Origin of the sequence: Streptomyces dengpaensis, from assembly GCF_002946835.1 — a bacterium.
In the GTDB taxonomy this organism is placed as follows: Bacteria; Actinomycetota; Actinomycetes; order Streptomycetales; family Streptomycetaceae; genus Streptomyces; species Streptomyces dengpaensis.
This window is the reverse complement of record NZ_CP026652.1, coordinates 2,936,572-2,957,674: the sequence shown is the minus strand read 5'-3', so window position 1 is coordinate 2,957,674 and position 21,103 is coordinate 2,936,572. Positions and strand designations below refer to the sequence as shown.

The following is a 21,103-nucleotide window of genomic DNA, read 5'->3' as shown; positions in this document are numbered from 1 at the left end:
CATAAGGACGGGCCTCGGCCGCGCGATGGCGGCCGGGGCCCGTCAGGAAAGGCTCAGGAAAGCCTCATGAAAGGGGAGCCGTCAGAAGTCCTCGTCGAAGTCGACGGTGCCCTCCACCGCGACCTGGTACGCGGACGGGCGCCGCTCGAAGAAGTTGGTCAGCTCCTGGACACCCTGGAGCTCCATGAAGGAGAAGGGGTTCTCGGAGCCGTACACCGGCGCGAAGCCCAGCCGCTGGAGGCGCTGGTCGGCGACGCACTCCAGGTACTGCCGCATCGACTCGGTGTTCATGCCCGGCAGCCCGTCACCGCACAGGTCGCGCGCGAACTGCAGCTCGGCCTCGACGGCCTCCCGCAGCATGTCGGTGACCTGCTGCCGAAGCTGGTCGTCGAAGAGCTCCGGCTCCTCCTTGCGGACGGTGTCGACCACGTCGAAGGCGAAGGACATGTGCATCGTCTCGTCGCGGAACACCCAGTTGGTGCCCGTGGCGAGGCCGTGCAGCAGACCCCGGCTGCGGAACCAGTAGACGTACGCGAAGGCGCCGTAGAAGAAGAGTCCCTCGATGCACGCGGCGAAGCAGATGAGGTTGAGCAGGAAGCGACGGCGGTCGGCCTTCGACTCCAGCCGGTCCAGCTTCTCCACCGAGTCCATCCACCTGAAGCAGAACTCGGCCTTCTCGCGGATGGACGGGATGTTCTCCACGGCCGCGAAGGCGGCGTTGCGGTCCTCCGGGTCGGGCAGGTAGGTGTCCAGAAGCGTCAGGTAGAACTGGACGTGCACGGCCTCCTCGAAGAGCTGGCGCGACAAGTACAGCCGCGCCTCGGGGGAGTTGATGTGCTTGTACAGCGTCAGCACCAGGTTGTTCGCGACGATCGAGTCGCCCGTCGCGAAGAAGGCCACGAGGCGGCCGATCAGGTGGTGCTCCGCCGGCGTCAGCTTCGCGAGGTCGGCGACGTCCGAGTGGAGGTCGACCTCCTCCACGGTCCAGGTGTTCTTGATGGCGTCCCGGTAGCGCTCGTAGAAGTCCGGGTAGCGCATGGGGCGCAGGGTGAGCTCGAAGCCGGGGTCGAGCAGGTTCTTGTGTCGTTCGGGTGCGGCGGTCATGCGCTACGAGGGGCGGATTTCCCAGAGGCTATGCCTGGGGAGGCCCCTGCCTCCTTCTCTGTGGTGTAGGCGTATCCGTCAGCTCGCTGGAGGAGGCGGACGTGCCGGTGATGGATCCCCTGCACAATGCCGTGCCGGGTGGTGATGTTGAAGCTGCCCTTGGTGCGGACCGCGACCCGGCCCGTATGGGTTCCCGCCTTCTTGCCAGTGGGAACCACTGCCCGAACGAAGTCCCCGGTCTTGAACCGGTGAACCGTCTGGATCACGAACGGCGTGTGCCGGTGTACAACTGCCCGCTTCGACCGCAGCAGCTTGCGCGCGCGTGCCGGACTGCACGGCTGCAACGGCATGCCGTGCTTGTCGAGTACAAATACACATGGGTGGGCCTCACGACCCTCCTCCCGGACCGGACGGTCCGAGGTGACGCGCCCAGCGGCAGGTGAACTGCCGGGCGTCTCCCCTCGCACATGTCCCGTACCGGGTGCCGCGTCGCGGCGCCCGGCTCCCGTTTCGTCCATGCTCCTGAGGTTGTCTGCTGAGCCGGGTTCCAGAGCCGACTGCTGAGGAAGCACAGTCGGGTGGGTCTGCTGTCCTGTACGGAACGTAGCCACCAAGGTCACCTCCTATTTGGTGATGGCTGGCGCTGGTCACAGCAGGCGTCGGCCGCCATGGGCCGACGCCTCCCACTCTTCGAGTGGAGAAGCCTGTGACTACTGGCAGGCCTCGCAGCTCTCCGGGTTCTCCAGAGAACAGGCGACCGCATCGGTCGTACTGTCCAACTGTTGTACGGGAATCGAAGTTACGGACGCCGCGCGGGCGATCCGGGTCGCCGGGCGTGAGCGCAGGTAGTACGTCGTCTTCAGGCCCTGCTTCCAGGCGTACGCGTACATCGAGGAGAGCTTGCCGATGGTCGGCGTCTCCATGAAGAGGTTCAGCGACTGGGACTGGTCCAGGAACGGGGTCCGGGCGGCGGCCATGTCGATGAGGCCGCGCTGCGGGATCTCCCACGCCGTGCGGTACAGGTCGCGGACGTCCTGCGGCACCCAAGTGAAGCCCTGCACCGAGCCGTTGGACTCGCGCAGCGCCTCCCGGGTCTGCGCGTCCCACACGCCGAGCTTCTTCAGCTCGTCCACCAGGTACGAGTTGACCTGGAGGAACTCACCGGAGAGCGTCTCGCGCTTGAACAGGTTGGACACCTGCGGCTCGATGCACTCGTACACGCCCGCGATGGACGCGATGGTGGCGGTGGGCGCGATGGCGAGGAGGAGCGAGTTGCGCATGCCGACCGACGCGATACGGTCCCGCAGCGCCGCCCAGCGCTCCGGCCAGGTGAGCTGGACCTCGAAGTGGTCGGGGTGCAGCACACCCTGGGCCGTACGGGTCTTCTCCCAGGCCGGGAGCGGGCCGTTGCGCTCGGCGAGGTCGGCGGAGACTTCGTACGCGGCGAGCATGATGCGCTCGGCGATGCGCGTGGACAGCGCGCGGGCCTGCGGCGAGTCGAAGGGCAGGCGCAGCTTGAAGAAGACGTCCTGGAGGCCCATCGCACCGAGGCCCACCGGGCGCCACTTGGCGTTGGAGCGGCCCGCCTGCTCGGTCGGGTAGAAGTTGATGTCGACGACCCGGTCCAGGAAGGTGACGGCCGTGCGGACCGTCTCGTCCAGGCGCGCCCAGTCGATGTCGCCGGTCGTCGTGTCGACAAAGGCACCCAGGTTCACCGATCCGAGGTTGCAGACCGCCGTCTCCCCGTCGTCCGTGACCTCCAGGATCTCGGTGCACAGGTTCGAGGAGTGGACGGTGTGGCCCGGCAGCGCCGTCTGGTTGGCGGCGCGGTTGGCGGCGTCCTTGAAGGTCATCCAGCCGTTGCCGGTCTGTGCGAGGGTGCGCATCATGCGGCCGTAGAGGTCGCGGGCCGGGATGGTCTTCTTCGCGAGCCCGGCCACTTCCGCCTTGCGGTACGCGGCGTCGAACTCCTCGCCCCACAGGTCGACCAGTTCGGGTACGTCGGAGGGGGAGAAGAGGGACCAGACGCCGTCGGCGTTCACCCGGCGCATGAACTCGTCCGGGATCCAGTGCGCGAGGTTCAGGTTGTGCGTACGCCGGGCGTCCTCACCGGTGTTGTCGCGCAGCTCCAGGAACTCCTCGAGGTCGGAGTGCCAGGTCTCGAGGTAGACCGCGGCCGCGCCCTTGCGCCGGCCGCCCTGGTTCACGGCGGCGACCGAGGCGTCGAGGGTCTTCAGGAACGGGACGATGCCGTTGGAGTGCCCGTTGGTGCCGCGGATGAGGGAGCCGCGGGAGCGGATCCGGCTGTACGACAGGCCGATGCCGCCGGCGTGCTTCGAGAGGCGGGCGACCTGGTGGTAGCGGTCGTAGATGGAGTCCAGCTCGTCCAGCGGGGAGTCGAGGAGGTAGCAGGACGACATCTGCGGGTGCCGCGTACCGGAGTTGAACAGCGTGGGGGAGGAGGGGAGGTAGTCGAGGCGGCTCATCAGCCCGTAGAGGGAAGCGACTTCGTCCACGGAACGGGCGGTGTCGTCCTCGGCGAGACCGGCGGCGACGCGCAGCATGAAGTGCTGGGGGGTCTCGATCACCTTGCGCGTGATCGGGTGCCGGAGGAGATAGCGGCTGTGCAGGGTGCGCAGCCCGAAGTAGCCGAAGCGGTCGTCGCCCTCGGTGTCGATGAGTGCGTCGAGGCGGGCCGTGTGCAGGCGGACGAACTCGGCGGTGCGGTCAGCGATGAGGCCCTCGCGGTGGCCGACGGCGACCGACTCGGAGAAGGACGTGACGCCCTGCGAGGCGGCCTCGGCGGCGATGCTGATCGTCAGCAGCCGGGCGGCCAGTCGCGAGTACACCGGGTCCTCGGAGATGAGGCCCGCGGCGGCCTCCGTGGCCAGCTCGCGCAGCTCGGGCTCGTCCGCCCGGGCGGACCGGCCGCGCAGCGCGGCGGCGGCGACCCGGCGGGGGTCGGCGTCGGGGAGGTCGGCGGTGAGGTCGGTCAGGGTACGCAGCAGATCAGAGGCGTGGCCCGAAGGGTCTCCGTTGAGGGCGGCGGTGGGAGACGGGTGGGCGGTACCGGGACCGTCGTTCTCCACCGGTGTCGCGTTCGCGTTCGCTGAGACCGGATCGGCTGGCGCGATGGTCACGTGGGGCTCTCCCTCGCTCGGCAGGGGGCCTGGCGGAGGGCAGGGCAGCTCACGAGCGCACGCGGCGTCGCGTCCACCGGCCCATTCCACGAGGCCCGGACGTCATGGCAACCCGGACCGGAAGGCCGGGCGCGCTGTCGGCAGGTCCTCGGACTGACTCTCGTACGACGGCATGCGGGCATACGTGTACGAGTACACCGTTGCGGGACAGTTCCGGATTCGCACCGGATTCCCCTGCGGCGACAGCGAGCATGAGCATACATCTTGTGTCGGGCCGCCGGAGCACCCCCACATGTTGTGTCGTATCGCGAGGCTACCTGGGGAACTGGCGGGTGTAATGCGCTACGTATTACGCTTCCCGTATGACGCCGAAAACCATCAGTTTTCGTCCGGACGCCGAGACGCACCGTGAGCTGGACGCGCTGGCCGCGGCGCGGGACATAACGGCGTCCGATGCCATAAGGCTGGCGATCCACGAGGCATACGTCCGAGAACAGTACCGGCGTGCCGCCTCCGAGCTGGATGAGTGGCGTAACGATCCGGCCTACCAGGCGGAGATCGCCGAAGTGCGCGAGGAAATGAACGACCTCCGTGCGTGGTGACCTCTACCGCCTCCGCGTCCGGAAGGACGCGGTCGGCCATGAGCAGCGCGGTGCGCGCTATGCCGTGGTTCTGCAGACCGAAGCGCTCAACACGTCCACGCTGATCGTGGCGCCGACGTCGACGAGCGCCCGGCCCGGGCTGCTGCACCCGAGGCTGGATATGAACGGTACGCCGACGGTGGTGCTCGTCGAGCAGATGGCGGCCGTTGATCCCGAGCGGCTCGGTGATTCCTTCGGCCGAGTCGACCCCGGGGAGTGGGATGACGTCGAGCGCGCGGTGAAGCTGGTGCTGGGGCTGCTCTGAGCGTATGCCCCGGGTACGGCAACGGGCCGCCGGATTTTCCGGCGGCCCGTGTCACGTACCGGCAGGTGTCAGTGCGCCGCCCCCGCCGTCGCCGGCGGCAGTTCCACCTCGACGCCCTTGTCGCCCGCGTCCGCCGTGTAGTCCTCCGGAGACGTCTCGTCGATCCCCTCCGGGGCCTTGAAGGCGCGGAAGGCGAAGGTGAGGGCCACCGTCACCACCACGTTCAGCACGAACGCCGTCAGGCCGATGTAGCCGATCTCCCCGATCCCGGGGATCTCCTTCGAGCTGCCGCCGAAGTGCTTCTGCGTCGGCGAGGCGACCCCGTACGCGGCGAGCGTGCCGTAGAGCATGCCGACCGCCCAGCCCGTGAGCAGCGCCCAGCGGTGGAACCAGCGGGTGAACAGACCGCCGACCAGGGCCGGGAAGGTCTGCAGGATCCAGATCCCGCCGAGCAGCTGGAAGTTGATCGCCACCGTCTTGTCCATCGTCAGGACGAAGACCAGCGCGCCCACCTTCACAAGGAGGGAGACAAGTTTAGAAACCTTCGTCTCCTGCTGAGGGGTGGCGTCCGGCTTGATGAAGTCCTTGTAGATGTTGCGCGTGAAGAGGTTCGCGGCGGCGATGGACATGATGGCCGCCGGGACGAGCGCGCCGATGCCGATGGCGGCGAAGGCCACGCCCGCGAACCAGTCCGGGAACATGGTCTCGAAGAGCTGCGGGATGGCGAGCTGGCCGTTCTGCACCTTCACCCCGGCCGCGATCGCCATGAACCCGAGCAGGGCGAGCAGGCCCAGCATCAGCGAGTACAGGGGCAGGATCGTGGTGTTGCGGCGGATCACCTCACGGCTGCGGCTGGACAGCGTTGCCGTGATCGAGTGCGGGTACATGAACAGCGCCAGCGCCGAGCCGAGCGCGAGGGTGGCGTACGTCCACTGGCCCGCCTCGGGCGGCACGACCCCGCCGGCGCCCGCCGCCGAGTACTTGTCGGTGGCCGCCTGGAAGATCTCGTCGAAGCCGCCCAGCTTGATCGGGATGTAGATGATGGCCACCGCGATCACGATGTAGATCAGGGTGTCCTTCACGAACGCGATCAGGGCCGGGGCGCGCAGACCCGAGGAGTAGGTGTACGCGGCCAGCACGCCGAAGGCGATGAGGAGGGGGAGGTCCTTGATGAACCAGTTCGTGTTCTCGCCGCCGCCCACGCCCATCACGTCAAGGACGGCCTGGATGCCGACCAGCTGCAGGGCGATGTAGGGCATGGTGGCCAGGATGCCGGTGACGGCCACGGCGAGGGACAGGCCCTTGGAGCCGAAGCGGCCGCGTACGAAGTCCGAGGTCGTCACGTATCCGTGCTTGTGCGAGACCGACCACAGGCGCGGCAGGAACGTGAAGATCAGCGGGTACACGAGGATGGTGTATGGCACCGCGAAGAAGCCCGCCGCGCCCGCCGCGTAGATCGCCGCCGGTACGGCCACGAAGGTGTACGCGGTGTACAGGTCGCCGCCGAGCAGGAACCACGTGACCCAGGTGCCGAACGACCGGCCGCCCAGGCCCCATTCGTCGAGGCTGTTCTCGTCCGCGGCCTTGCGCCAGCGCGCGGCCAGGAAGCCCATGACCGTGACGGCCAGGAAGAAGAAGATGAAGACGCCGAGCGCGACGCCGTTCACGCCGTCCTTCACTGCGACGCACCCCCCTTGCGGGCGCGCTGGTCACGCTGCCACAGCTTGTACGCGATCATCGTGAGGGCGGTCGAGAGGAGCACCCACAGCATCTGGTACCAGTAGAAGAACGGGATGCCTATGAAGGCCGGGTCCGTCTTCGCGTACGAGCCGACCCACAGCATCGCCACGAACGGGGCGAGCAGGCAGATGGCGATCACTACGCGTACCGGTGTCACCACCGGTGGTTTCACTTCAGGCACGTCTGACATAAGGCGGCTCCGTCCCCTCACTGATCACCTGTTTAACGAGCTGGCAATCTAAAGGACGGTTCCGCTTTATGGAACCCCAGTCCGCATAACGGATGGGGAGGTTTCGTGTCGCGGTGCGGGCAAGGCCGTCAGCAGCAGCGGAACCCCTGGCGCGGGTCCGCCTCCTGCCGGTCCGTGCGCGCCCGCTCGAACTCACGGCGTGAGGGTACGGGCGCGTCCGGATGATCCTTCCGTAGGTGCGCGACATAGCGGTCGTACGCGGATTCGTCCGTCAGCTCCCGTACGTACCAGCGAATGCCCTTAACGGCTCGCCGCAGCGACCGCATCGCGCTCCTCCTCCTTCTCCTCCCGGGTCGGTATCAGCCCGGCCGGAGCGACGATCTTCGACTCCACGTACGGCGCCTCGCTCAGTGTGGACAGCGCGGGGCGGCGCAGGTGCCGTATACAGACCCTGGTCGCGTCCACGATCACGACGACGATGAGGACGGCGAGGACGGCCGAAAGGACGCCGTCCACCGTGGAGTTGGTGACGATGGTGTGCATGTCGTCCATGTTCTTGGCGGGCGGCAGGACCTTTCCCGCGTCGATGCCGTCCTGGTAGACCGAGCGTTGCTTGAAGAAACCGACGCGCGGATCGCTGGAGAAGACCTTCTGGTAGCTGGCGGTCAGCGTCACCGTCGCGTCCCAGAGGAGCGGAATCCCGGTGATCCAGGCCCACTTGAGGCGTCCGGACTTCACCAGCAGGGTGGTGCAGACGGCGAGGGCGACCGCGGCGAGCAGCTGGTTCGAGATGCCGAAGATCGGGAAGAGCTGGTTGATGCCGCCGAGGGGTTCGTGGACGCCGATCCACAGGAAGTAACCCCACAGGCCGCACACGATCCCGCTGGTGATGACCAGGCCGGGCTTCCAGCTCACGTTCTTGAAGGGCCGGTAGAGGTTGCCCAGGGTGTCCTGGAGCATGAAGCGGCCCACGCGCGTGCCCGCGTCGAGCGCGGTCAGGATGAACAGCGCCTCGAACATGATCGCGAAGTGATACCAGAAGGCGCGCAGACTTCCGCCCGTGACCTGGGAGAAGATCTCCGAGACACCGACGGCGAGCGTGGGCGCGCCGCCCGTACGGGAGAGCAGGGTCTGCTCCTCGACCTGGCTCGCCGCCCGCGCCAGGTCGTCCGGTGAGATCGTGTAGCCGAAGTTGGCGACCGCCTGTGACGCCGACTCGACGGTCGTGCCGATGACGCCCGCCGGCGCGTTCATCGCGAAGTACAGCCCTGGATCGATGATGCTCGCCGCCACCAGCGCCATCACGGCCACGGACGACTCCATCAGCATGGAGCCGTATCCGATCATCCGGACCTGCGTCTCCTTCTGGATCATCTTCGGCGTCGTACCGCTCGATATGAGCGAGTGGAAGCCGGAGAGCGCGCCGCAGGCGATGGTGATGAAGACGAACGGGAAGAGCGAACCCGCGAAGACCGGGCCGTTGCCCTGCGAGGCGAAGTCGGTGACGCTGTCCATCTTCAGCGTCGGCAGCGCGATGACGACCCCGAGCGCGAGCAGCCCGATCGTGCCGATCTTCATGAAGGTGGAGAGGTAGTCGCGGGGAGCCAGCAGCATCCACACCGGCAGGATCGAGGCGATGAAGCCGTACGCCACCAGGCAGATCACCAGGGTGGAAGGGGCGAGCGTGAAGGTGTCGGCCCACGACGACTCGGCGACCCAGCGGCCCGCGACGAGGGCGAGGAACAGGAGGGCCACGCCGATCAGCGAGACCTCGGCGACCCGGCCGGGGCGCAGCACCCGCAGGTAGAAGCCCATCAGCAGGGCGATCGGGATGGTCATGCCGATGGAGAAGGTGCCCCACGGCGACTGTGCGAGCGCGTTCACGATCACCAGCGCGAGCACACCGAGCAGGATGATCATGATGGCGAAGGCGGCGAGCAGCGCGGCGGCCCCGCCGAACGGGCCGATCTCCTCGCGGGCCATCTGCCCGAGCGACCGCCCGTCCCGGCGCGTGGAGAAGAACAGCACCACCATGTCCTGGACCGCGCCCGCGAAGATGACCCCGACGATGATCCAGATGGTGCCGGGCAAGTAGCCCATCTGCGCGGCCAGTACGGGGCCGACCAGCGGGCCCGCGCCCGCGATCGCCGCGAAGTGGTGGCCGAGCAGTACGCGCCGGTCCGTCGGATGGAAGTCGATGCCGTTGTTCAGCCGCTCCGCCGGGGTGGCCCGGGTCTTGTCGACCTTGAGCACCTTGTACGCGATGAACTTCGCGTAGAAGCGATAGGCGATGGCGTACGAGCCGAGCGCGGCGGCGACCATCCAGGCGGCCGACACCTCCTCGCCCCGGGAGAGCGCGAGTACGGACCAGCCCGACGCACCGACGAGCGCGACGAGGGTCCAGACGACGATGGTGCGGACGTTCGCGGTACGCACTGGGAAGTCCTCCCGTCCATGCGGCAACGGGGAGGAACGTAGAGCAGGAGCGGCAGTTGCGCTACACCACGCGCACTACTCTTGTGGACGCTTCAACCGTGCGACGAACTTGTACCGGTCCCCCCGGTACACCGACCGCACCCACTCCACCGGCTCGCCCTGCTTGTCCCGCGAGTGCCGGGAGAGCATCAGCATGGGCAGGCCGACATCGGTGCCGAGCAGTCCGGCCTCGCGCGGGGTGGCCAGCGAGGTCTCGATGGTCTCCTCGGCCTCGGCGAGATGGACGTCGTACACCTCGGCGAGCGCGGTGTAGAGGGAGGTGTACTTGACGAGCGACCTGCGCAGGGCGGGGAAGCGCTTGGCGGACAGATGGGTCGTCTCGATCGCCATCGGCTCGCCGCTCGCCAGGCGCAGCCGCTCGATGCGCAGCACCCGGCCGCCGGCCGTGATGTCGAGCAGCCCGGCGAGGGTCTCGTCGGCGGTGATGTAGCCGATGTCCAGGAGCTGCGAGGTGGGCTCGAGGCCCTGGGCGCGCATGTCCTCGGTGTACGAGGTGAGTTGGAGCGCCTGGGAGACCTTGGGCTTGGCGACGAACGTGCCCTTGCCCTGAATGCGTTCGAGGCGGCCCTCGACTACCAGTTCCTGAAGGGCCTGGCGCACGGTGGTGCGCGAGGTGTCGAACTCGGCGGCCAGGGTGCGCTCGGGCGGTACCGGCGTGCCGGGGGACTGCGTCTCCGTCATGTCGAGCAGGTGCTTCTTCAGGCGGTAGTACTTGGGCACGCGCGCGGTACGGATGGGGGCCCCACCCTCGTTCTCCGCACTGCTGACGTCGGTGCTCATACTCTGCCTTCCCGGCTCCGGATGCCGAAGCGGCCGACATCCTCATCGGCCACGGCTGACATCGTGGCACGGCTTCGCGTGGGAGTGTTCCCCCGCACGCTCCGTGATCCCCTCTATATACCGTCGGCGTTCCTGTTGGTCTAGTCCACCGCGGGGAGCCTCGCGCGGCGAGTCGGCGGCGACCCGCCGGCAAGGCTGTCCGTTAGGTCGCTTTATTAGTTAAAGGTCCCTGCATATATAGGTCACGTAACGGACGGTCAGAGCGCTTGCGAATGCCTTGACACCCCCCTAGGTCTAGGCCAAGCTCCCCCGTACTGGTCTACACCATTGGTCCAGTCCCGGCCCCACGGGCGGTACACGACGTATGTCACCGCGGGGGAGCAGGGGGGTTTGTGGCATCCCTGAGGAGGGTGGCGTGAAGCGCAAGCTGATAGCCGCGATCGGTATCGCGGGCATGATCTTCTCCGTCGTGGCGTGCGGGGGCGACGACAGTGACGGCGACAGCGGCAAGAAGGCGGGGGCCGACGGCTTCAAGGGCGAGACCCTGACCGTCTGGGCCATGGACGGCTCGACGCCTCCCGGCTGGACCAAGGACCTGACGGCGGCCTTCGAGAAGCAGACGGGCGCCAAGCTGAAGTTCGAGACCCAGCAGTGGAACGGCATCCAGCAGAAGATCACCACCGCGCTCTCCGAGGAGAACCCGCCGGACGTCATCGAGGTAGGCAACACCCAGACCCCCGCCTACGCCGCCACCGGCGGTCTCGCCGACCTCTCGGCCCTCAAGTCGGAGATCGGCGCCGACTGGACCGCGGCCCTCAACGAGTCCTCGGTCTACGACGGCAAGCAGTACGCGGCCCCGTGGTACTTCGCCAACCGCGTGGTCATCTACAACAAGAAGGTCTGGGCCGACGCCGGCATCAAGGACACCCCGAAGACCCGGGACGAGTTCTTCAAGGACCTCCAGGCCATCGAGAAGAAGACCGACGCCGAGCCGATCTACCTGCCCGGCCAGAACTGGTACTTCTTCGACGGCCTGACCATCGGCCAGGGCGCCGACCTGGTGAAGAAGGACGGCGACAAGTACGTCTCCAACCTCGCCGACCCGAAGGTCGCCAAGGCCATGGAGATCTACAAGGAGTACCAGTCCTACTCCAAGGCCCCCAAGGACAAGGACGAGGCGACCCCGCAGCAGGCCGAGGTCTTCGCCAAGGGCAAGGCCGGCGCCTTCATCGGCATGGGCTGGGAGGCCGGCACGGCCATCGCCGCCAACAAGGACATCGAGAAGAACATCGGCTACTTCACCATCCCGGGTGAGACGGCCGACAAGCCCGAGGGCGTCTTCCTGGGCGGCTCCAACTTCGCGGTGGCCGCGGGCAGCAAGAAGCAGGAACTCGCCAAGGAGTTCCTGAAGCTGGCCCTGTCCGACAAGTTCGAGGGCGCGCTCGCCAAGGAGAACGGCGTCATCCCGAACAAGGAGTCGCTGCAGACCAACCTCTCGGCCAACCCCGCCGCGGTGGCCGCCGCCCCGGCCGCGGCCGGCGGTGGCACCACGCCGCTGATCCCCGAGTGGGCCGCCGTCGAGAACGCCCCGAACCCGATCAAGACCTACATGACCGCGGTGCTGAACGGCAAGTCGCCCGCCGAGGCCGCCAAGCAGGTCGAGGCCGAGATCAACAAGCGCCTCTCGCAGACGAGTTGATCACCCGTGCCGGGGCGTCCCCACGCAGGACGCCCCCGCGCCGGGGCGTCCGCCACCCCCACGCGGGGCGCCCCGGCGCAGCGGTGCGTCGACCAGTAGGGCCACAAAGGTTGCGGTAGGGCCACAGAGGATGCGGCAGGGCCTTAGAGAGATGGCGAGCATGTCAGTGCAGACCGAACGCGCGGACACGGTCCCGGCGGCCGGGGTCCGCAAGAGCGACGCGTCCCCTCCGGGAGACGGGGCGCACCGGACGAGGAGACGAGGCGGCGCGTCCGCCCCCTATCTGCTCCTGCTGCCGGCGTTGGCGGCCACCGCGGTGCTGCTCGGCTGGCCGCTGGTGAAGAACGGCATGCTGTCGTTCCAGAACCTCAACCCGCGCCAGCTGATCCTCCACCTCACCGAGTGGAACGGGATCGACAACTACCAGGAAGTACTGACCGGCTCGGACTTCTGGAAGGTCGTCGGACGGTCGGTCGTCTTCACCGCCGCCAACGTCGCCCTCATCATGGTGCTCGGCACCCTCGTAGGCCTCCTCCTGGCCCGCCTCGGCAGGCGTATGCGGGTGACGCTGATGCTCGGCCTGGTGCTGGCCTGGGCGATGCCCGTGATCGCGGCCACCACCGTCTACCAGTGGCTGTTCGCCTCGCGCTTCGGCGTCGTCAACTGGCTGCTGGACAAGCTCGGCTGGCACTCCATGGCCGAGTACAACTGGCTCGGCACCCAGTTCTCCACCTTCTCCGTGGTCACCCTGCTGATCGTCTGGCAGTCCATCCCGTTCGTGGCGATCAACCTGTACGCCGCGACGACCACGATCCCCAAGGAGCTCTACGAGGCCGCCTCGCTGGACGGCGCCGACGCCTGGAAGTCCTTCGCCTCGGTGACCTTCCCGTTCCTGCGGCCCTTCCTGTGGGCCACGACGTTCCTGGAGATCATCTGGGTCTTCAAGGCCTTCCCGCAGATCTTCGCGATGAACGAGGGCGGCCCGAATCGCCTCACCGAAACGCTGCCGATCTACGCCTTCGTCGAGGGCGTCGGCAACCAGCACTACGGAATGGGCGCGGCGATCTCGTTCCTCACCATCCTGGTTCTGCTGGCCCTGACCGCGTACTACCTGCGCACGGTTCTCAAGCAGGAGGAGGACGAGCTGTGAAGCGATCCCTGATCGGCCGTCTGTGGCCCAACGCGACGGCGGTCGTTCTCTTCGTGGTGTTCGCGTTCCCCGTCTACTGGATGTTCGCCACGGCCTTCAAGCCGACCGGCGACATCATCGCCGAGGACCCCGTCTTCTTCCCGACCGACGCGACGCTCGAGCACTTCAAGGAGGCGGTGAACGCCGACCACTTCTGGACGCTGGTCGGCAACTCCGTGACGGTCACGGTCGTTTCGGTGCTGCTCTCGCTCGTCATCGCGCTGCTCGCGTCCTTCGCGCTCGCGCGGATGCGGTTCAAGGGGCGACGCGGCTTCATCCTCACGTTCATGATCGCGCAGATGGCCCCCTGGGAGGTCATGGTCATCGCGATCTACATGATCGTGCGCGACGCCGACCTGCTGAACAGCCTGGTCTCGCTGACCTTCTTCTACATGGTCATGGTGCTGCCCTTCACCATCCTGACGCTGCGCGGATACGTCGCCGCCGTGCCGAAGGAACTGGAGGAGTCGGCCATGGTCGACGGCTGCACCCGCACCCAGGCCTTCACCAAGGTGATCTTCCCGCTGCTCGCACCCGGCCTGATGGCCACCTCGCTCTTCGGGTTCATCACCGCCTGGAACGAGTTCCCCATGGTCCTCATCCTCAACAAGAACGCCGAAGCGCAGACCCTGCCGCTGTGGCTGTCCAGCTTCCAGACCACCTTCGGCGACGACTGGGGTGCCACCATGGCAGCGGCCTCCCTCTTCGCCGTACCGATCCTGATCCTCTTCGTCTTCCTGCAGCGGAAGGCCGTCAGCGGCCTGGTCTCAGGCGCCGTGAAGGGATGAACGCCACCCGATGACGACAATCGCCAGCGGAACAGACACTCTGACCCGCGACGCGCTCACCGTCCTCCAGCCCGGCTTCCCGGGCACCACGGCCCCCGACTGGCTGCTCCGCCGCCTCGGCGAAGGCCTCGCCTCCGTCGGCCTGTTCGGCCGGAACATCGCCTCGCCCGACCAACTGGCCGCCCTGACCGCCCAGTTGCGCGCCGAGCGCGACGACGTCCTCGTCGCGATCGACGAGGAGGGCGGCGACGTCACCCGTCTCGAGGTGCGAACGGGTTCGTCCTTCCCGGGGAACCACGCGCTGGGCGCGGTGGACGACGTAGAGCTGACGAGGGAGGTCGCCTTCGCGCTCGGCAGGCGCCTGGCCTCCTGCGGCGTCAACCTCAACTGGGCTCCGTCCGCCGACGTGAACTCCAACCCGGGGAATCCGGTCATCGGCGTACGGTCCTTCGGCGCCGACGCCGACCTGGTGGCCCGGCACACGGCCGCCTACGTCACCGGACTCCAGGCGGCGGGCGTCGCCGCCTGCACCAAGCACTTCCCGGGGCACGGCGACACGGCGGTCGACTCGCACCACGCGGTGCCGCGCATCGACGCCGAGACGTCGGTGCTCCACTCCCGCGAACTCGCTCCGTTCCGGTCCGCGATCGCCGCGGGCACCCGCGCGGTGATGAGCGCCCACATCCTGGTCCCGGCCCTGGACCCCGACCGCCCGGCCACCCTCTCCCGCCGTATCCTCACGGGCGTGCTCCGCGAGGAACTCGGCTACGACGGCCTCATCGTCACCGACGGCATGGAGATGCAGGCCATCGCCGCGGCCTACGGCATCGAACGCGGCAGCGTCCTCGCCATCGCCGCGGGCGCCGACGCGATCTGCGTGGGCGGAGGGCTGGCCGACGACGACACCGTACGGCGCCTGCGGGACGCCCTTGTCTCGGCGGTTCGCGCGGGAGAGCTCCCCGAGGAGCGCCTCGCGGACGCGGCGCGTCGCGTACGGGAGCTGGCTCGGTGGACGGCGGCTTCCTCGGGGGCGGACGCGGGCGCGGGCGCCGCGGGTGTCGCTGACAGGGAGGTCGGCCTGGTCGCCGCCCGTCGCGCGCTCAGGGTGACGTACTCCGAGACGTACGTCCCGCTCACCGACGCCCCGTACGTCGCCGCCCTCACCCCGGTCGCGAACATCGCCGTCGGCGACGAGACCCCCTGGGGCGTGGCGGCGGAACTGGCCCGCCTGCTCCCCGGCACCGAGACCGCCGGCTTCACCGGCGAGAACGCGGGCCCCGAGGCCCTCGCCGCCGCGGGCACCCGCCGCATCGTCGCCGTCGTCCGCGACGAGCACCGCCACCCCTGGATGGCGGCAGCCCTCGACACCCTCCTCACCGCCCGCCCGGACACCGTCGTCGTCGAAATGGGCGTCCCCCAGTCCCCACCCCGCGGCGCCCTGCACATCGCGACCCACGGCGCGGCACGGGTCTGCGGCAGGGCGGCGGCGGAGGTCATCGCCGGTACGTGACGGCTATGTGGGCTGGCCGGTGGTGTGTGGGCAGTCGTTCCGCAGGGCGATGGGGGTCCCCCCCGCTCTGGGGGTACCTCCCAGGCCCTTGAGGCACTGGGGGAGAAGCCGAGAGTGGGGGTGGGTGGGCACACACCACCCACCGGGCTGCACCGGCCCGACGACCGAAAGTCACGACGTACACATGCGTCGGGGCACCCCTGCAAGGGGGTGCCCCGACGCCGTCCTCCACGCCAGTGGGCCTTAAAGCCCCTGCCAGCCAGGCTTATCGGCAAACGTATGCCGAAAGTAATCCGCAAGCTTCAGCTTGGACGCAGCCGCCTCGTCCACGACAACGGTCGCGTGTGGATGAAGCTGCAGCGCGGACGCCGGGCACACCGCGGCCACCGGCCCCTCCACCGTCGCGGCCACCGCATCCGCCTTGCCCTCGCCCGTCGCGAGCAGCACCAGATGCCGCGCCTCAAGGATCGTGCCGATGCCCTGTGTGATGACGTGGTGCGGCACCTGCTCGATGTCGCCCTCGAAGAACCGCGCGTTGTCGACCCGGGTCTGCTCGGTCAGCGTCTTGATCCGGGTCCGCGAGGCGAGCGAGGAGCACGGCTCGTTGAACCCGATGTGCCCGTCGGTCCCGATCCCGAGCAGCTGGAGGTCGACCCCGCCGGCCTCCGCGAGCGCCTTGTCGTACGCCTCGCACGCGGCCTGTACGTCCTCGGCGGTGCCGTCCGGCCCCATGAACGCGTCCATGCCCAGGCCCAGCGGCTCCAGCACCTCCCGCCGCAGCACGGAACGGTATGACTCGGGGTGCTCGGCCGGCAGCCCCACGTACTCGTCGAGCTGCGCGATCCGCGCGCCCGAGGCGTCCACGGCACCGGAACTCACCTTGGCCGCCAGGGCCTCGTAAATGGGCAGTGGGGTCGAGCCGGTGGCCACGCCGAGCAGGGCGTCGGGCTTGCGCCGGAGCAGCTCCGCCATGGCCTCGGCGATCAGCTCGCCGCCCGCCTCGGCGTCCGGAACGATGACAACTTCCACGCTGGGCCTGCCGATCTGGAGAGGGGACTCAGGGACTCAACTGGAACCCGGAAGGAGGGCATATGTGGTATAGACCAATCTACCAGAGAGCCCTTCTTCCGTCGTCCCGAAGGCCGCCTTGCCCGGACGCGCCGGACGGGCGCTGCCACTGAAGGCGCTCGCCGGACGCCCCACGGCGATCCGGCCCAACTGATGGGCCAATCCGTCCCAGCCGCGCACCGAAGCGGGCTAGTCTGCGGGGTGGACGCAGTTGGATGTTGGATAAGCGGACAACAACAAACAGCCGCCGACGCATGGACAGAAGACACATGGACGCAGGACCATGGTCTAGTCCACAATGCTTGAGCGAGTAAGCAAAGCCTCCGTCTTCCCCGCACAGGAAGGCGGACCGAGGAACCGGCGCTCTCTGCCCTGACTGCTCCGGCTCCTCTCTTCGGCCGACCGGGACCGCACACCCGTGGCCGTTGTTGCTCCGGGCTGCGGTGCCGGGAGGGTTGAGGGTCCCTCCCAGGCGCCGCGGCCCGCGGGTGTTTCCGGGCTCCGTACGGGGGGTGCGGTCGCTGTTTTCGAGGCCTGTCGTATTCGGCGGGTACGCTCGCAGACGTGCCCTCCATGAACGACCTCGTACGCCAGCACACCGCCCTGGGTGACTCCGACCTCGAGTGGCTGCATCTGCTGGTCTCGGAGTGGCAGCTGCTCTCCGACCTCTCCTTCGCCGACCTCGTCCTGTGGGTCCCCACCCGCGACGGCACGCGCTATGTCTCCGTCGCCCAGATGCGGCCCAACACCGGCCCCACCTCGTACCAGGACGACATGGTCGGCCACCTCGTCCCGCGCGGCCGCCGCCCCATGCTGGACGTCGCGCTCGACGAGGGCCGGATCGTGCGCGAGGGCGACCCGGAGTGGCGCGAAGAGGTCCCGGTCCGGGTCGAGTCCATTCCCGTACGACGTGAGGGGCGCGTCCTCGGCGTCATCGCCCGCAACACCAACCTGCTCACCGTGCGCACCCCGAGCCGCCTCGAGCTCACGTACCTCCAGAGCGCCTCCGACCTCGCCCAGATGATCGCGGCGGGGGCCTTCCCGTTCCCCGACCAGCAGGTCGACATGGACGCCTCGCCGCGGGTCGGCGACGGGCTGATCCGGCTCGACGCGGACGGCATCGTCCAGTACGCATCTCCGAACGCGCTGTCGGCGTACCACCGCCTCGGCCTGGCCGCCGACCTGGTGGGCCACAACCTCGGGGCGACCACCGCGGAACTCGCTCCGTCCCGCGGGCCGGTGGACGAGGCGATCGCCAAGGTCGCCAGCGGCTGGGCGCCCCGCGAGTTCGAGATCGAGTGCGGCGACGGCGTGATCCAGCTGCGCGCGATCCCCCTCAAGCCCAAGGGCACGCGCGTCGGTTCGCTCGTCCTGCTGCGCGACGTCACCGAACTGCGGCGCCGCGAGCGCGAGTTGATCACCAAGGACGCGACCATCCGGGAGATCCACCACCGGGTGAAGAACAACCTCCAGACGGTGGCGGCGCTGCTGCGGCTCCAGGCCCGGCGCATCGAGTCGGAGCGCGGCCGCGAGGCCCTGGAGGAGGCCGTACGGCGGGTCGGTTCGATCGCGATCGTGCATGAGACGCTGTCTCAGAACCTGGACGAACGCGTGGAGTTCGACGAGATCGCCGACCGGGTGCTCGCCATGGTCGCCGAGATCTCGCCGGGCAAGGTCACCGGCCGGCGCACCGGCCGCTTCGGGATCCTGGACGCCGAGGTCGCGACCCCGCTCTCCATGGTCCTCACCGAGATTCTGCAGAACGCGCTGGAACACGGCTTCCGCGAGGGCGACCGTGGCACCGTCGAGGTCTCGGCGGTCCGCGGCGGCACCACCAAGGACGCTCGCCTGCTGGTCACGGTCCAGGACGACGGGGTCGGTCTCCCCGAGGGCTTCGACCCGCACCGCTCGGGCAACCTCGGCCTGCAGATCGTACGGACGCTGGTGGAGGGCGAGTTGGGCGGCACCTTCGACATGGTGGCGGCCCCGGAGCGCGGCACGCAGGTCATCCTGGACATCCCGGTGCGGGCTCACAAGTAGTCAACGTCCAAGGGCCTGGCACCGTCGACGCCGGGGGCAATCCGCACGCCGGCGCCGGGAGCAATCCGTACAGACGCAAACAGCGATGAGCCCCGGACCACTGGGTGATCCGGGGCTGAAAGCTCGTTGCTCAAAAGCGCATCGGGGGTACTGCGCGCTGCGGCTCGGGAACGGGAGATGCGTACTCGCTGTACGCGCCGCCAGGCTCAGGCTCGTGCGGGGTGGGGCGTCAGGCGGAGGCCTGACGGGCCCGGTTGCGGGCGGCGCGGCGCTTCATCGCGCGGCGCTCGTCCTCGCTGAGGCCACCCCAGACGCCGGAGTCCTGGCCGGACTCGAGCGCCCACTGCAGGCACTGCTCCATGACGGGGCAGCGGCGGCAGACGGCCTTGGCTTCCTCGATCTGCAGCAGCGCAGGACCGGTGTTGCCGATGGGGAAGAAGAGCTCGGGGTCTTCCTCGCGGCAAACGGCGTTGTGACGCCAGTCCATGGCTGCTACCTCTCCGTGGTATTACATGCAGGTTGCTTGTGAATGTGAACGCTTTCACGAATCCCTCAACGAGCAAAGGGCCGACTGTCAGGATGGCCTGACGTGGTCCTGTGATGTGAGGAGGGGTTCTGGCTCTCTGCGGGGCCGATGAAGCGGGCCGTCCCGAGCGCCACGTAGAGACTCGCAAACCTCAGCGGCGGATACAACCCCTTCCGGAAAGTTTTTTTTGATTCCTCGGTGTCGACTAGGTCACAGCCGTACTTCCATGGGGTGGATCCTGGCCTAAACGTTCGAGTGAAAGGACTTTGGCCCCTTCTACTCACACAATCACACGCAGTGCACGGCGTACGCCTGTGAACGTCACGCTGGTGCGCAGTCCCAGGTGGTCACCGTCCATCTGAAGGGGGAGCGGCACCTTCGAATGCAAGGTGAAGTCCGTCAGATCGTGCAGGGACGTGGCGTGCTTGCCATGGGGTCCGCGCTCGGGGGACGAAGTGAGCAACTGCGTGGCATACCGGGCGAGCGCGGCCGTCGACATGCGGCTGAGACCGAGTACGTCGAGCCCTGTATCGAACGACGCCTTAGGCGACGCGTACACCGGGCGATTGCCGAGAAACGTCCACGGCGCGGTGTTGCAGATGATGGACAGGACCAGATCGGTGACCGGCTCCGCGCCGGGGCACTCCAGGGTGATCGTTCCGTTCCGGCGGTGAGGTTCGTCCAAAAACTGGCGTACCGATTGGCGGAGATACAGCGCATGCGTCGAACGTCTGCCGCGCTCGCGCTGCTGCTCGACCCGGCCGACCACCCCCGCGTCGAAGCCGAGGCCGGCGCAGAAGGTGAACCAGCGGGAGGGCACGCCCTCGTCCGCCGTGCCGGGCGTGCCCGCGGCGATGCCCAGGCCGATGGTGCGCTCACGCTCCTCGCGCAGCGCGTCCAGCAGGGCGCCGGTGGCCTCCACCGGTTCGTTCGGCAGGCCCAGGGCGCGGGCGAAGACGTTGGTGGAGCCGCCCGGAACCACGGCGAGACGGGGCTGGCGCTCCGGGTCGGGACCGTGGTGGAGCAGGCCGTTCACGACCTCGTTGACCGTGCCGTCGCCGCCGAGGGCCACGACCAGGTCGATGTCCTTGCTCTCCGAGGCCTGCCGGGCGAGGTCCCGGGCGTGCCCGCGGTACTCGGTGGTGACCGCCTCCAGCTTCATCTCGCTGGCCAGCGCATGGATCAGTACGTCACGCGTACGCGCACTTGTGGTGGTTGCCGCCGGATTGACCACGAGAAGTGCACGCATGCGATGCAGCGTACCTACTGGGGGGTACTCGGCGAAGGGCGAGGCTGGGATCGGAGAAGGGATCGGGAGTGGGCTTGCGCACAGTGGCGGCTCGAACCCGGGGCGTGGCGGGCCCGCGCCCTGGCGGGCGGTGGGGGCCGAGGCGCGGCGGGCGGTGGGGGCCGAGGCGCGGCTGACCCCGGCGGCTACTCTTCAGGGGTGAGCCCTGAGCAGAACCCCACTCCCGACGCCCCGACCGCAGAACCCCGCCCCGGGCGGCTGACCGCCGCGGCGGCGCTGGCCGCGCTGGAGGGGCTCGCCCTCGTCGTGGGCGGTGTCTACGTACTCGTCCTGGGCCTCACGGGCAGCCCCGATGACCGGCAGCAGGCCGTCACCGGCGGTGTGACGCTGATCGTGCTCGCCCTGCTGCCGCTGCTGGCCGCGCGCGGACTGCTGCTGCGCCGCAGCTGGAGCCGGGGCCCGGCCGTCATCACCCAGATCATGGCGCTGCCCGTGGCCTACAACCTGCTCCAGGCCGACAGCATGACGATCCCCGGCGGTATCGCCCTGGCGGTCGTCGCGGTCGCGGCGCTCGTCCTGCTCGTCAACCCCGCGACGACGCGGGCCCTCGGAATCAGAGGGCCCGGCGCCGACGACGTACAGGACCAGAAGTAGGACCCGCCAAGACCAGAGGCGCCG

Annotated in this window: 19 protein-coding genes and 1 riboswitch; of the genes, 8 read left to right on the top strand and 11 right to left on the bottom strand. The window is 68.5% G+C overall.

Annotated features, from left to right (window positions below; all coding sequences use genetic code 11):
* Positions 1 to 81: 81 nt before the first annotated feature.
* From C4B68_RS13405 to C4B68_RS13390, 3 genes are all read right to left on the bottom strand, one after another.
* Positions 82 to 1,104, bottom strand: coding sequence for a ribonucleotide-diphosphate reductase subunit beta (locus tag C4B68_RS13405; RefSeq protein ID WP_099499797.1), 1,023 nt, complete (start codon positions 1,102 to 1,104; stop codon positions 82 to 84).
* Positions 1,101 to 1,454 (bottom strand): RRXRR domain-containing protein, encoded by a 354-nt coding sequence (locus C4B68_RS44710; protein WP_420824036.1) that lies wholly within the window; start codon positions 1,452 to 1,454, stop codon positions 1,101 to 1,103. Before C4B68_RS44710 ends, C4B68_RS13405 begins: the two co-directional genes overlap by 4 nt.
* Before the next feature lie 360 nt (positions 1,455 to 1,814).
* On the bottom strand, positions 1,815 to 4,244 hold the full coding sequence (locus tag C4B68_RS13390; protein ID WP_099499798.1) for a ribonucleoside-diphosphate reductase subunit alpha: 2,430 nt from the start codon (positions 4,242 to 4,244) through the stop codon (positions 1,815 to 1,817).
* Positions 4,245 to 4,366: 122 nt separating this feature from the next.
* Positions 4,367 to 4,538, bottom strand: a riboswitch (cobalamin riboswitch).
* 68 nt (positions 4,539 to 4,606) lie between these two features.
* On the opposite strand from C4B68_RS13390, the gene C4B68_RS13385 reads away from it, so the two are divergent.
* Positions 4,607 to 4,846, top strand: a complete 240-nt coding sequence (locus C4B68_RS13385; protein WP_099499799.1) for a ribbon-helix-helix protein, CopG family — start codon at positions 4,607 to 4,609, stop codon at positions 4,844 to 4,846.
* Complete coding sequence (locus C4B68_RS13380) at positions 4,836 to 5,150, top strand: type II toxin-antitoxin system PemK/MazF family toxin (protein ID WP_099499800.1); 315 nt, start codon at positions 4,836 to 4,838, stop codon at positions 5,148 to 5,150. The genes C4B68_RS13385 and C4B68_RS13380 overlap by 11 nt, the downstream gene beginning before the upstream one ends.
* 68 nt (positions 5,151 to 5,218) lie before the next feature.
* Here the strand turns inward: C4B68_RS13380 and mctP are convergent, their stop codons facing one another.
* The 5 genes from mctP to C4B68_RS13355 all read right to left on the bottom strand — a co-directional run bounded on the left by mctP (position 5,219) and on the right by C4B68_RS13355 (position 10,356).
* Positions 5,219 to 6,829 (bottom strand): monocarboxylate uptake permease MctP, encoded by a 1,611-nt coding sequence (mctP, locus tag C4B68_RS13375; RefSeq protein WP_099499801.1) that lies wholly within the window; start codon positions 6,827 to 6,829, stop codon positions 5,219 to 5,221.
* Positions 6,826 to 7,080, bottom strand: coding sequence for a DUF3311 domain-containing protein (locus tag C4B68_RS13370; protein ID WP_099499802.1), 255 nt, complete (start codon positions 7,078 to 7,080; stop codon positions 6,826 to 6,828). Before C4B68_RS13370 ends, mctP begins: the two co-directional genes overlap by 4 nt.
* 128 nt (positions 7,081 to 7,208) lie before the next feature.
* Positions 7,209 to 7,406, bottom strand: coding sequence for a YbdD/YjiX family protein (locus C4B68_RS13365; RefSeq protein ID WP_099499803.1), 198 nt, complete (start codon positions 7,404 to 7,406; stop codon positions 7,209 to 7,211).
* On the bottom strand, positions 7,381 to 9,516 hold the full coding sequence (locus C4B68_RS13360; RefSeq protein WP_099499804.1) for a carbon starvation CstA family protein: 2,136 nt from the start codon (positions 9,514 to 9,516) through the stop codon (positions 7,381 to 7,383). The genes C4B68_RS13365 and C4B68_RS13360 overlap by 26 nt, the downstream gene beginning before the upstream one ends.
* A gap of 75 nt (positions 9,517 to 9,591) precedes the next feature.
* Positions 9,592 to 10,356 carry a GntR family transcriptional regulator gene (locus C4B68_RS13355; protein ID WP_099499805.1) on the bottom strand — a complete coding sequence of 255 codons (765 nt, stop codon included), beginning with the start codon at positions 10,354 to 10,356 and terminating at the stop codon, positions 9,592 to 9,594.
* 415 nt (positions 10,357 to 10,771) lie between these two features.
* Between C4B68_RS13355 and C4B68_RS13350 the strand changes: the two genes are divergently transcribed.
* From C4B68_RS13350 to C4B68_RS13335, 4 genes are all read left to right on the top strand, one after another.
* Positions 10,772 to 12,055, top strand: coding sequence for an extracellular solute-binding protein (locus tag C4B68_RS13350; protein ID WP_099499806.1), 1,284 nt, complete (start codon positions 10,772 to 10,774; stop codon positions 12,053 to 12,055).
* A 160-nt stretch (positions 12,056 to 12,215) separates the two neighbouring features.
* The gene (locus C4B68_RS13345) at positions 12,216 to 13,205 is read left to right on the top strand and encodes a carbohydrate ABC transporter permease (protein WP_099500022.1); all 990 of its coding nucleotides are present in this window, start codon (positions 12,216 to 12,218) and stop codon (positions 13,203 to 13,205) included.
* Positions 13,202 to 14,032 carry a carbohydrate ABC transporter permease gene (locus C4B68_RS13340; protein WP_099499807.1) on the top strand — a complete coding sequence of 277 codons (831 nt, stop codon included), beginning with the start codon at positions 13,202 to 13,204 and terminating at the stop codon, positions 14,030 to 14,032. Before C4B68_RS13345 ends, C4B68_RS13340 begins: the two co-directional genes overlap by 4 nt.
* Before the next feature lie 10 nt (positions 14,033 to 14,042).
* A complete protein-coding gene (locus C4B68_RS13335; RefSeq protein ID WP_099499808.1) occupies positions 14,043 to 15,542 on the top strand; it encodes a glycoside hydrolase family 3 protein in 1,500 nt (499 codons plus the stop codon).
* Between the two features lie 243 nt (positions 15,543 to 15,785).
* Here the strand turns inward: C4B68_RS13335 and nagB are convergent, their stop codons facing one another.
* On the bottom strand, positions 15,786 to 16,571 hold the full coding sequence (gene nagB / locus C4B68_RS13330; RefSeq protein WP_099499809.1) for a glucosamine-6-phosphate deaminase: 786 nt from the start codon (positions 16,569 to 16,571) through the stop codon (positions 15,786 to 15,788).
* Positions 16,572 to 17,183: 612 nt separating this feature from the next.
* Here nagB and C4B68_RS13325 point away from each other — a divergent pair.
* Positions 17,184 to 18,650 carry a sensor histidine kinase gene (locus C4B68_RS13325; protein ID WP_167459304.1) on the top strand — a complete coding sequence of 489 codons (1,467 nt, stop codon included), beginning with the start codon at positions 17,184 to 17,186 and terminating at the stop codon, positions 18,648 to 18,650.
* Between the two features lie 229 nt (positions 18,651 to 18,879).
* Here the strand turns inward: C4B68_RS13325 and C4B68_RS13320 are convergent, their stop codons facing one another.
* Both C4B68_RS13320 and C4B68_RS13315 read right to left on the bottom strand, forming a co-directional pair.
* The gene (locus C4B68_RS13320; protein WP_016639615.1) at positions 18,880 to 19,137 is read right to left on the bottom strand and encodes a WhiB family transcriptional regulator; all 258 of its coding nucleotides are present in this window, start codon (positions 19,135 to 19,137) and stop codon (positions 18,880 to 18,882) included.
* Positions 19,138 to 19,456: 319 nt separating this feature from the next.
* Positions 19,457 to 20,425 carry a diacylglycerol/lipid kinase family protein gene (locus C4B68_RS13315; RefSeq protein ID WP_099499811.1) on the bottom strand — a complete coding sequence of 323 codons (969 nt, stop codon included), beginning with the start codon at positions 20,423 to 20,425 and terminating at the stop codon, positions 19,457 to 19,459.
* Between the two features lie 198 nt (positions 20,426 to 20,623).
* On the opposite strand from C4B68_RS13315, the gene C4B68_RS13305 reads away from it, so the two are divergent.
* Entirely contained in the window at positions 20,624 to 21,079 is a 456-nt protein-coding gene (locus tag C4B68_RS13305) for a hypothetical protein (RefSeq protein WP_099499812.1), read from the top strand.
* Positions 21,080 to 21,103: the final 24 nt, after the last annotated feature.

Bases quoted from the DNA above. Each gene is read 5' to 3' on its own strand.
- C4B68_RS13385 (WP_099499799.1), top strand. From the start codon at position 4,607: ATGACGCCGAAAACCATCAGTTTTCGTCCGGACGCCGAGACGCACCGT.
- C4B68_RS13345 (WP_099500022.1), top strand. From the start codon at position 12,216: ATGTCAGTGCAGACCGAACGCGCGGACACGGTCCCGGCGGCCGGGGTC.
- C4B68_RS13335 (WP_099499808.1), top strand. From the start codon at position 14,043: ATGACGACAATCGCCAGCGGAACAGACACTCTGACCCGCGACGCGCTC.
- C4B68_RS13365 (WP_099499803.1), bottom strand. From the start codon at position 7,406: ATGCGGTCGCTGCGGCGAGCCGTTAAGGGCATTCGCTGGTACGTACGG.
- C4B68_RS13315 (WP_099499811.1), bottom strand. From the start codon at position 20,425: ATGCGTGCACTTCTCGTGGTCAATCCGGCGGCAACCACCACAAGTGCG.
- C4B68_RS44710 (WP_420824036.1), bottom strand. From the start codon at position 1,454: ATGCCGTTGCAGCCGTGCAGTCCGGCACGCGCGCGCAAGCTGCTGCGG.
- C4B68_RS13370 (WP_099499802.1), bottom strand. From the start codon at position 7,080: ATGTCAGACGTGCCTGAAGTGAAACCACCGGTGGTGACACCGGTACGC.
- C4B68_RS13355 (WP_099499805.1), bottom strand. From the start codon at position 10,356: ATGAGCACCGACGTCAGCAGTGCGGAGAACGAGGGTGGGGCCCCCATC.
- C4B68_RS13325 (WP_167459304.1), top strand. From the start codon at position 17,184: ATGAACGACCTCGTACGCCAGCACACCGCCCTGGGTGACTCCGACCTC.
- C4B68_RS13320 (WP_016639615.1), bottom strand. From the start codon at position 19,137: ATGGACTGGCGTCACAACGCCGTTTGCCGCGAGGAAGACCCCGAGCTC.
- C4B68_RS13405 (WP_099499797.1), bottom strand. From the start codon at position 1,104: ATGACCGCCGCACCCGAACGACACAAGAACCTGCTCGACCCCGGCTTC.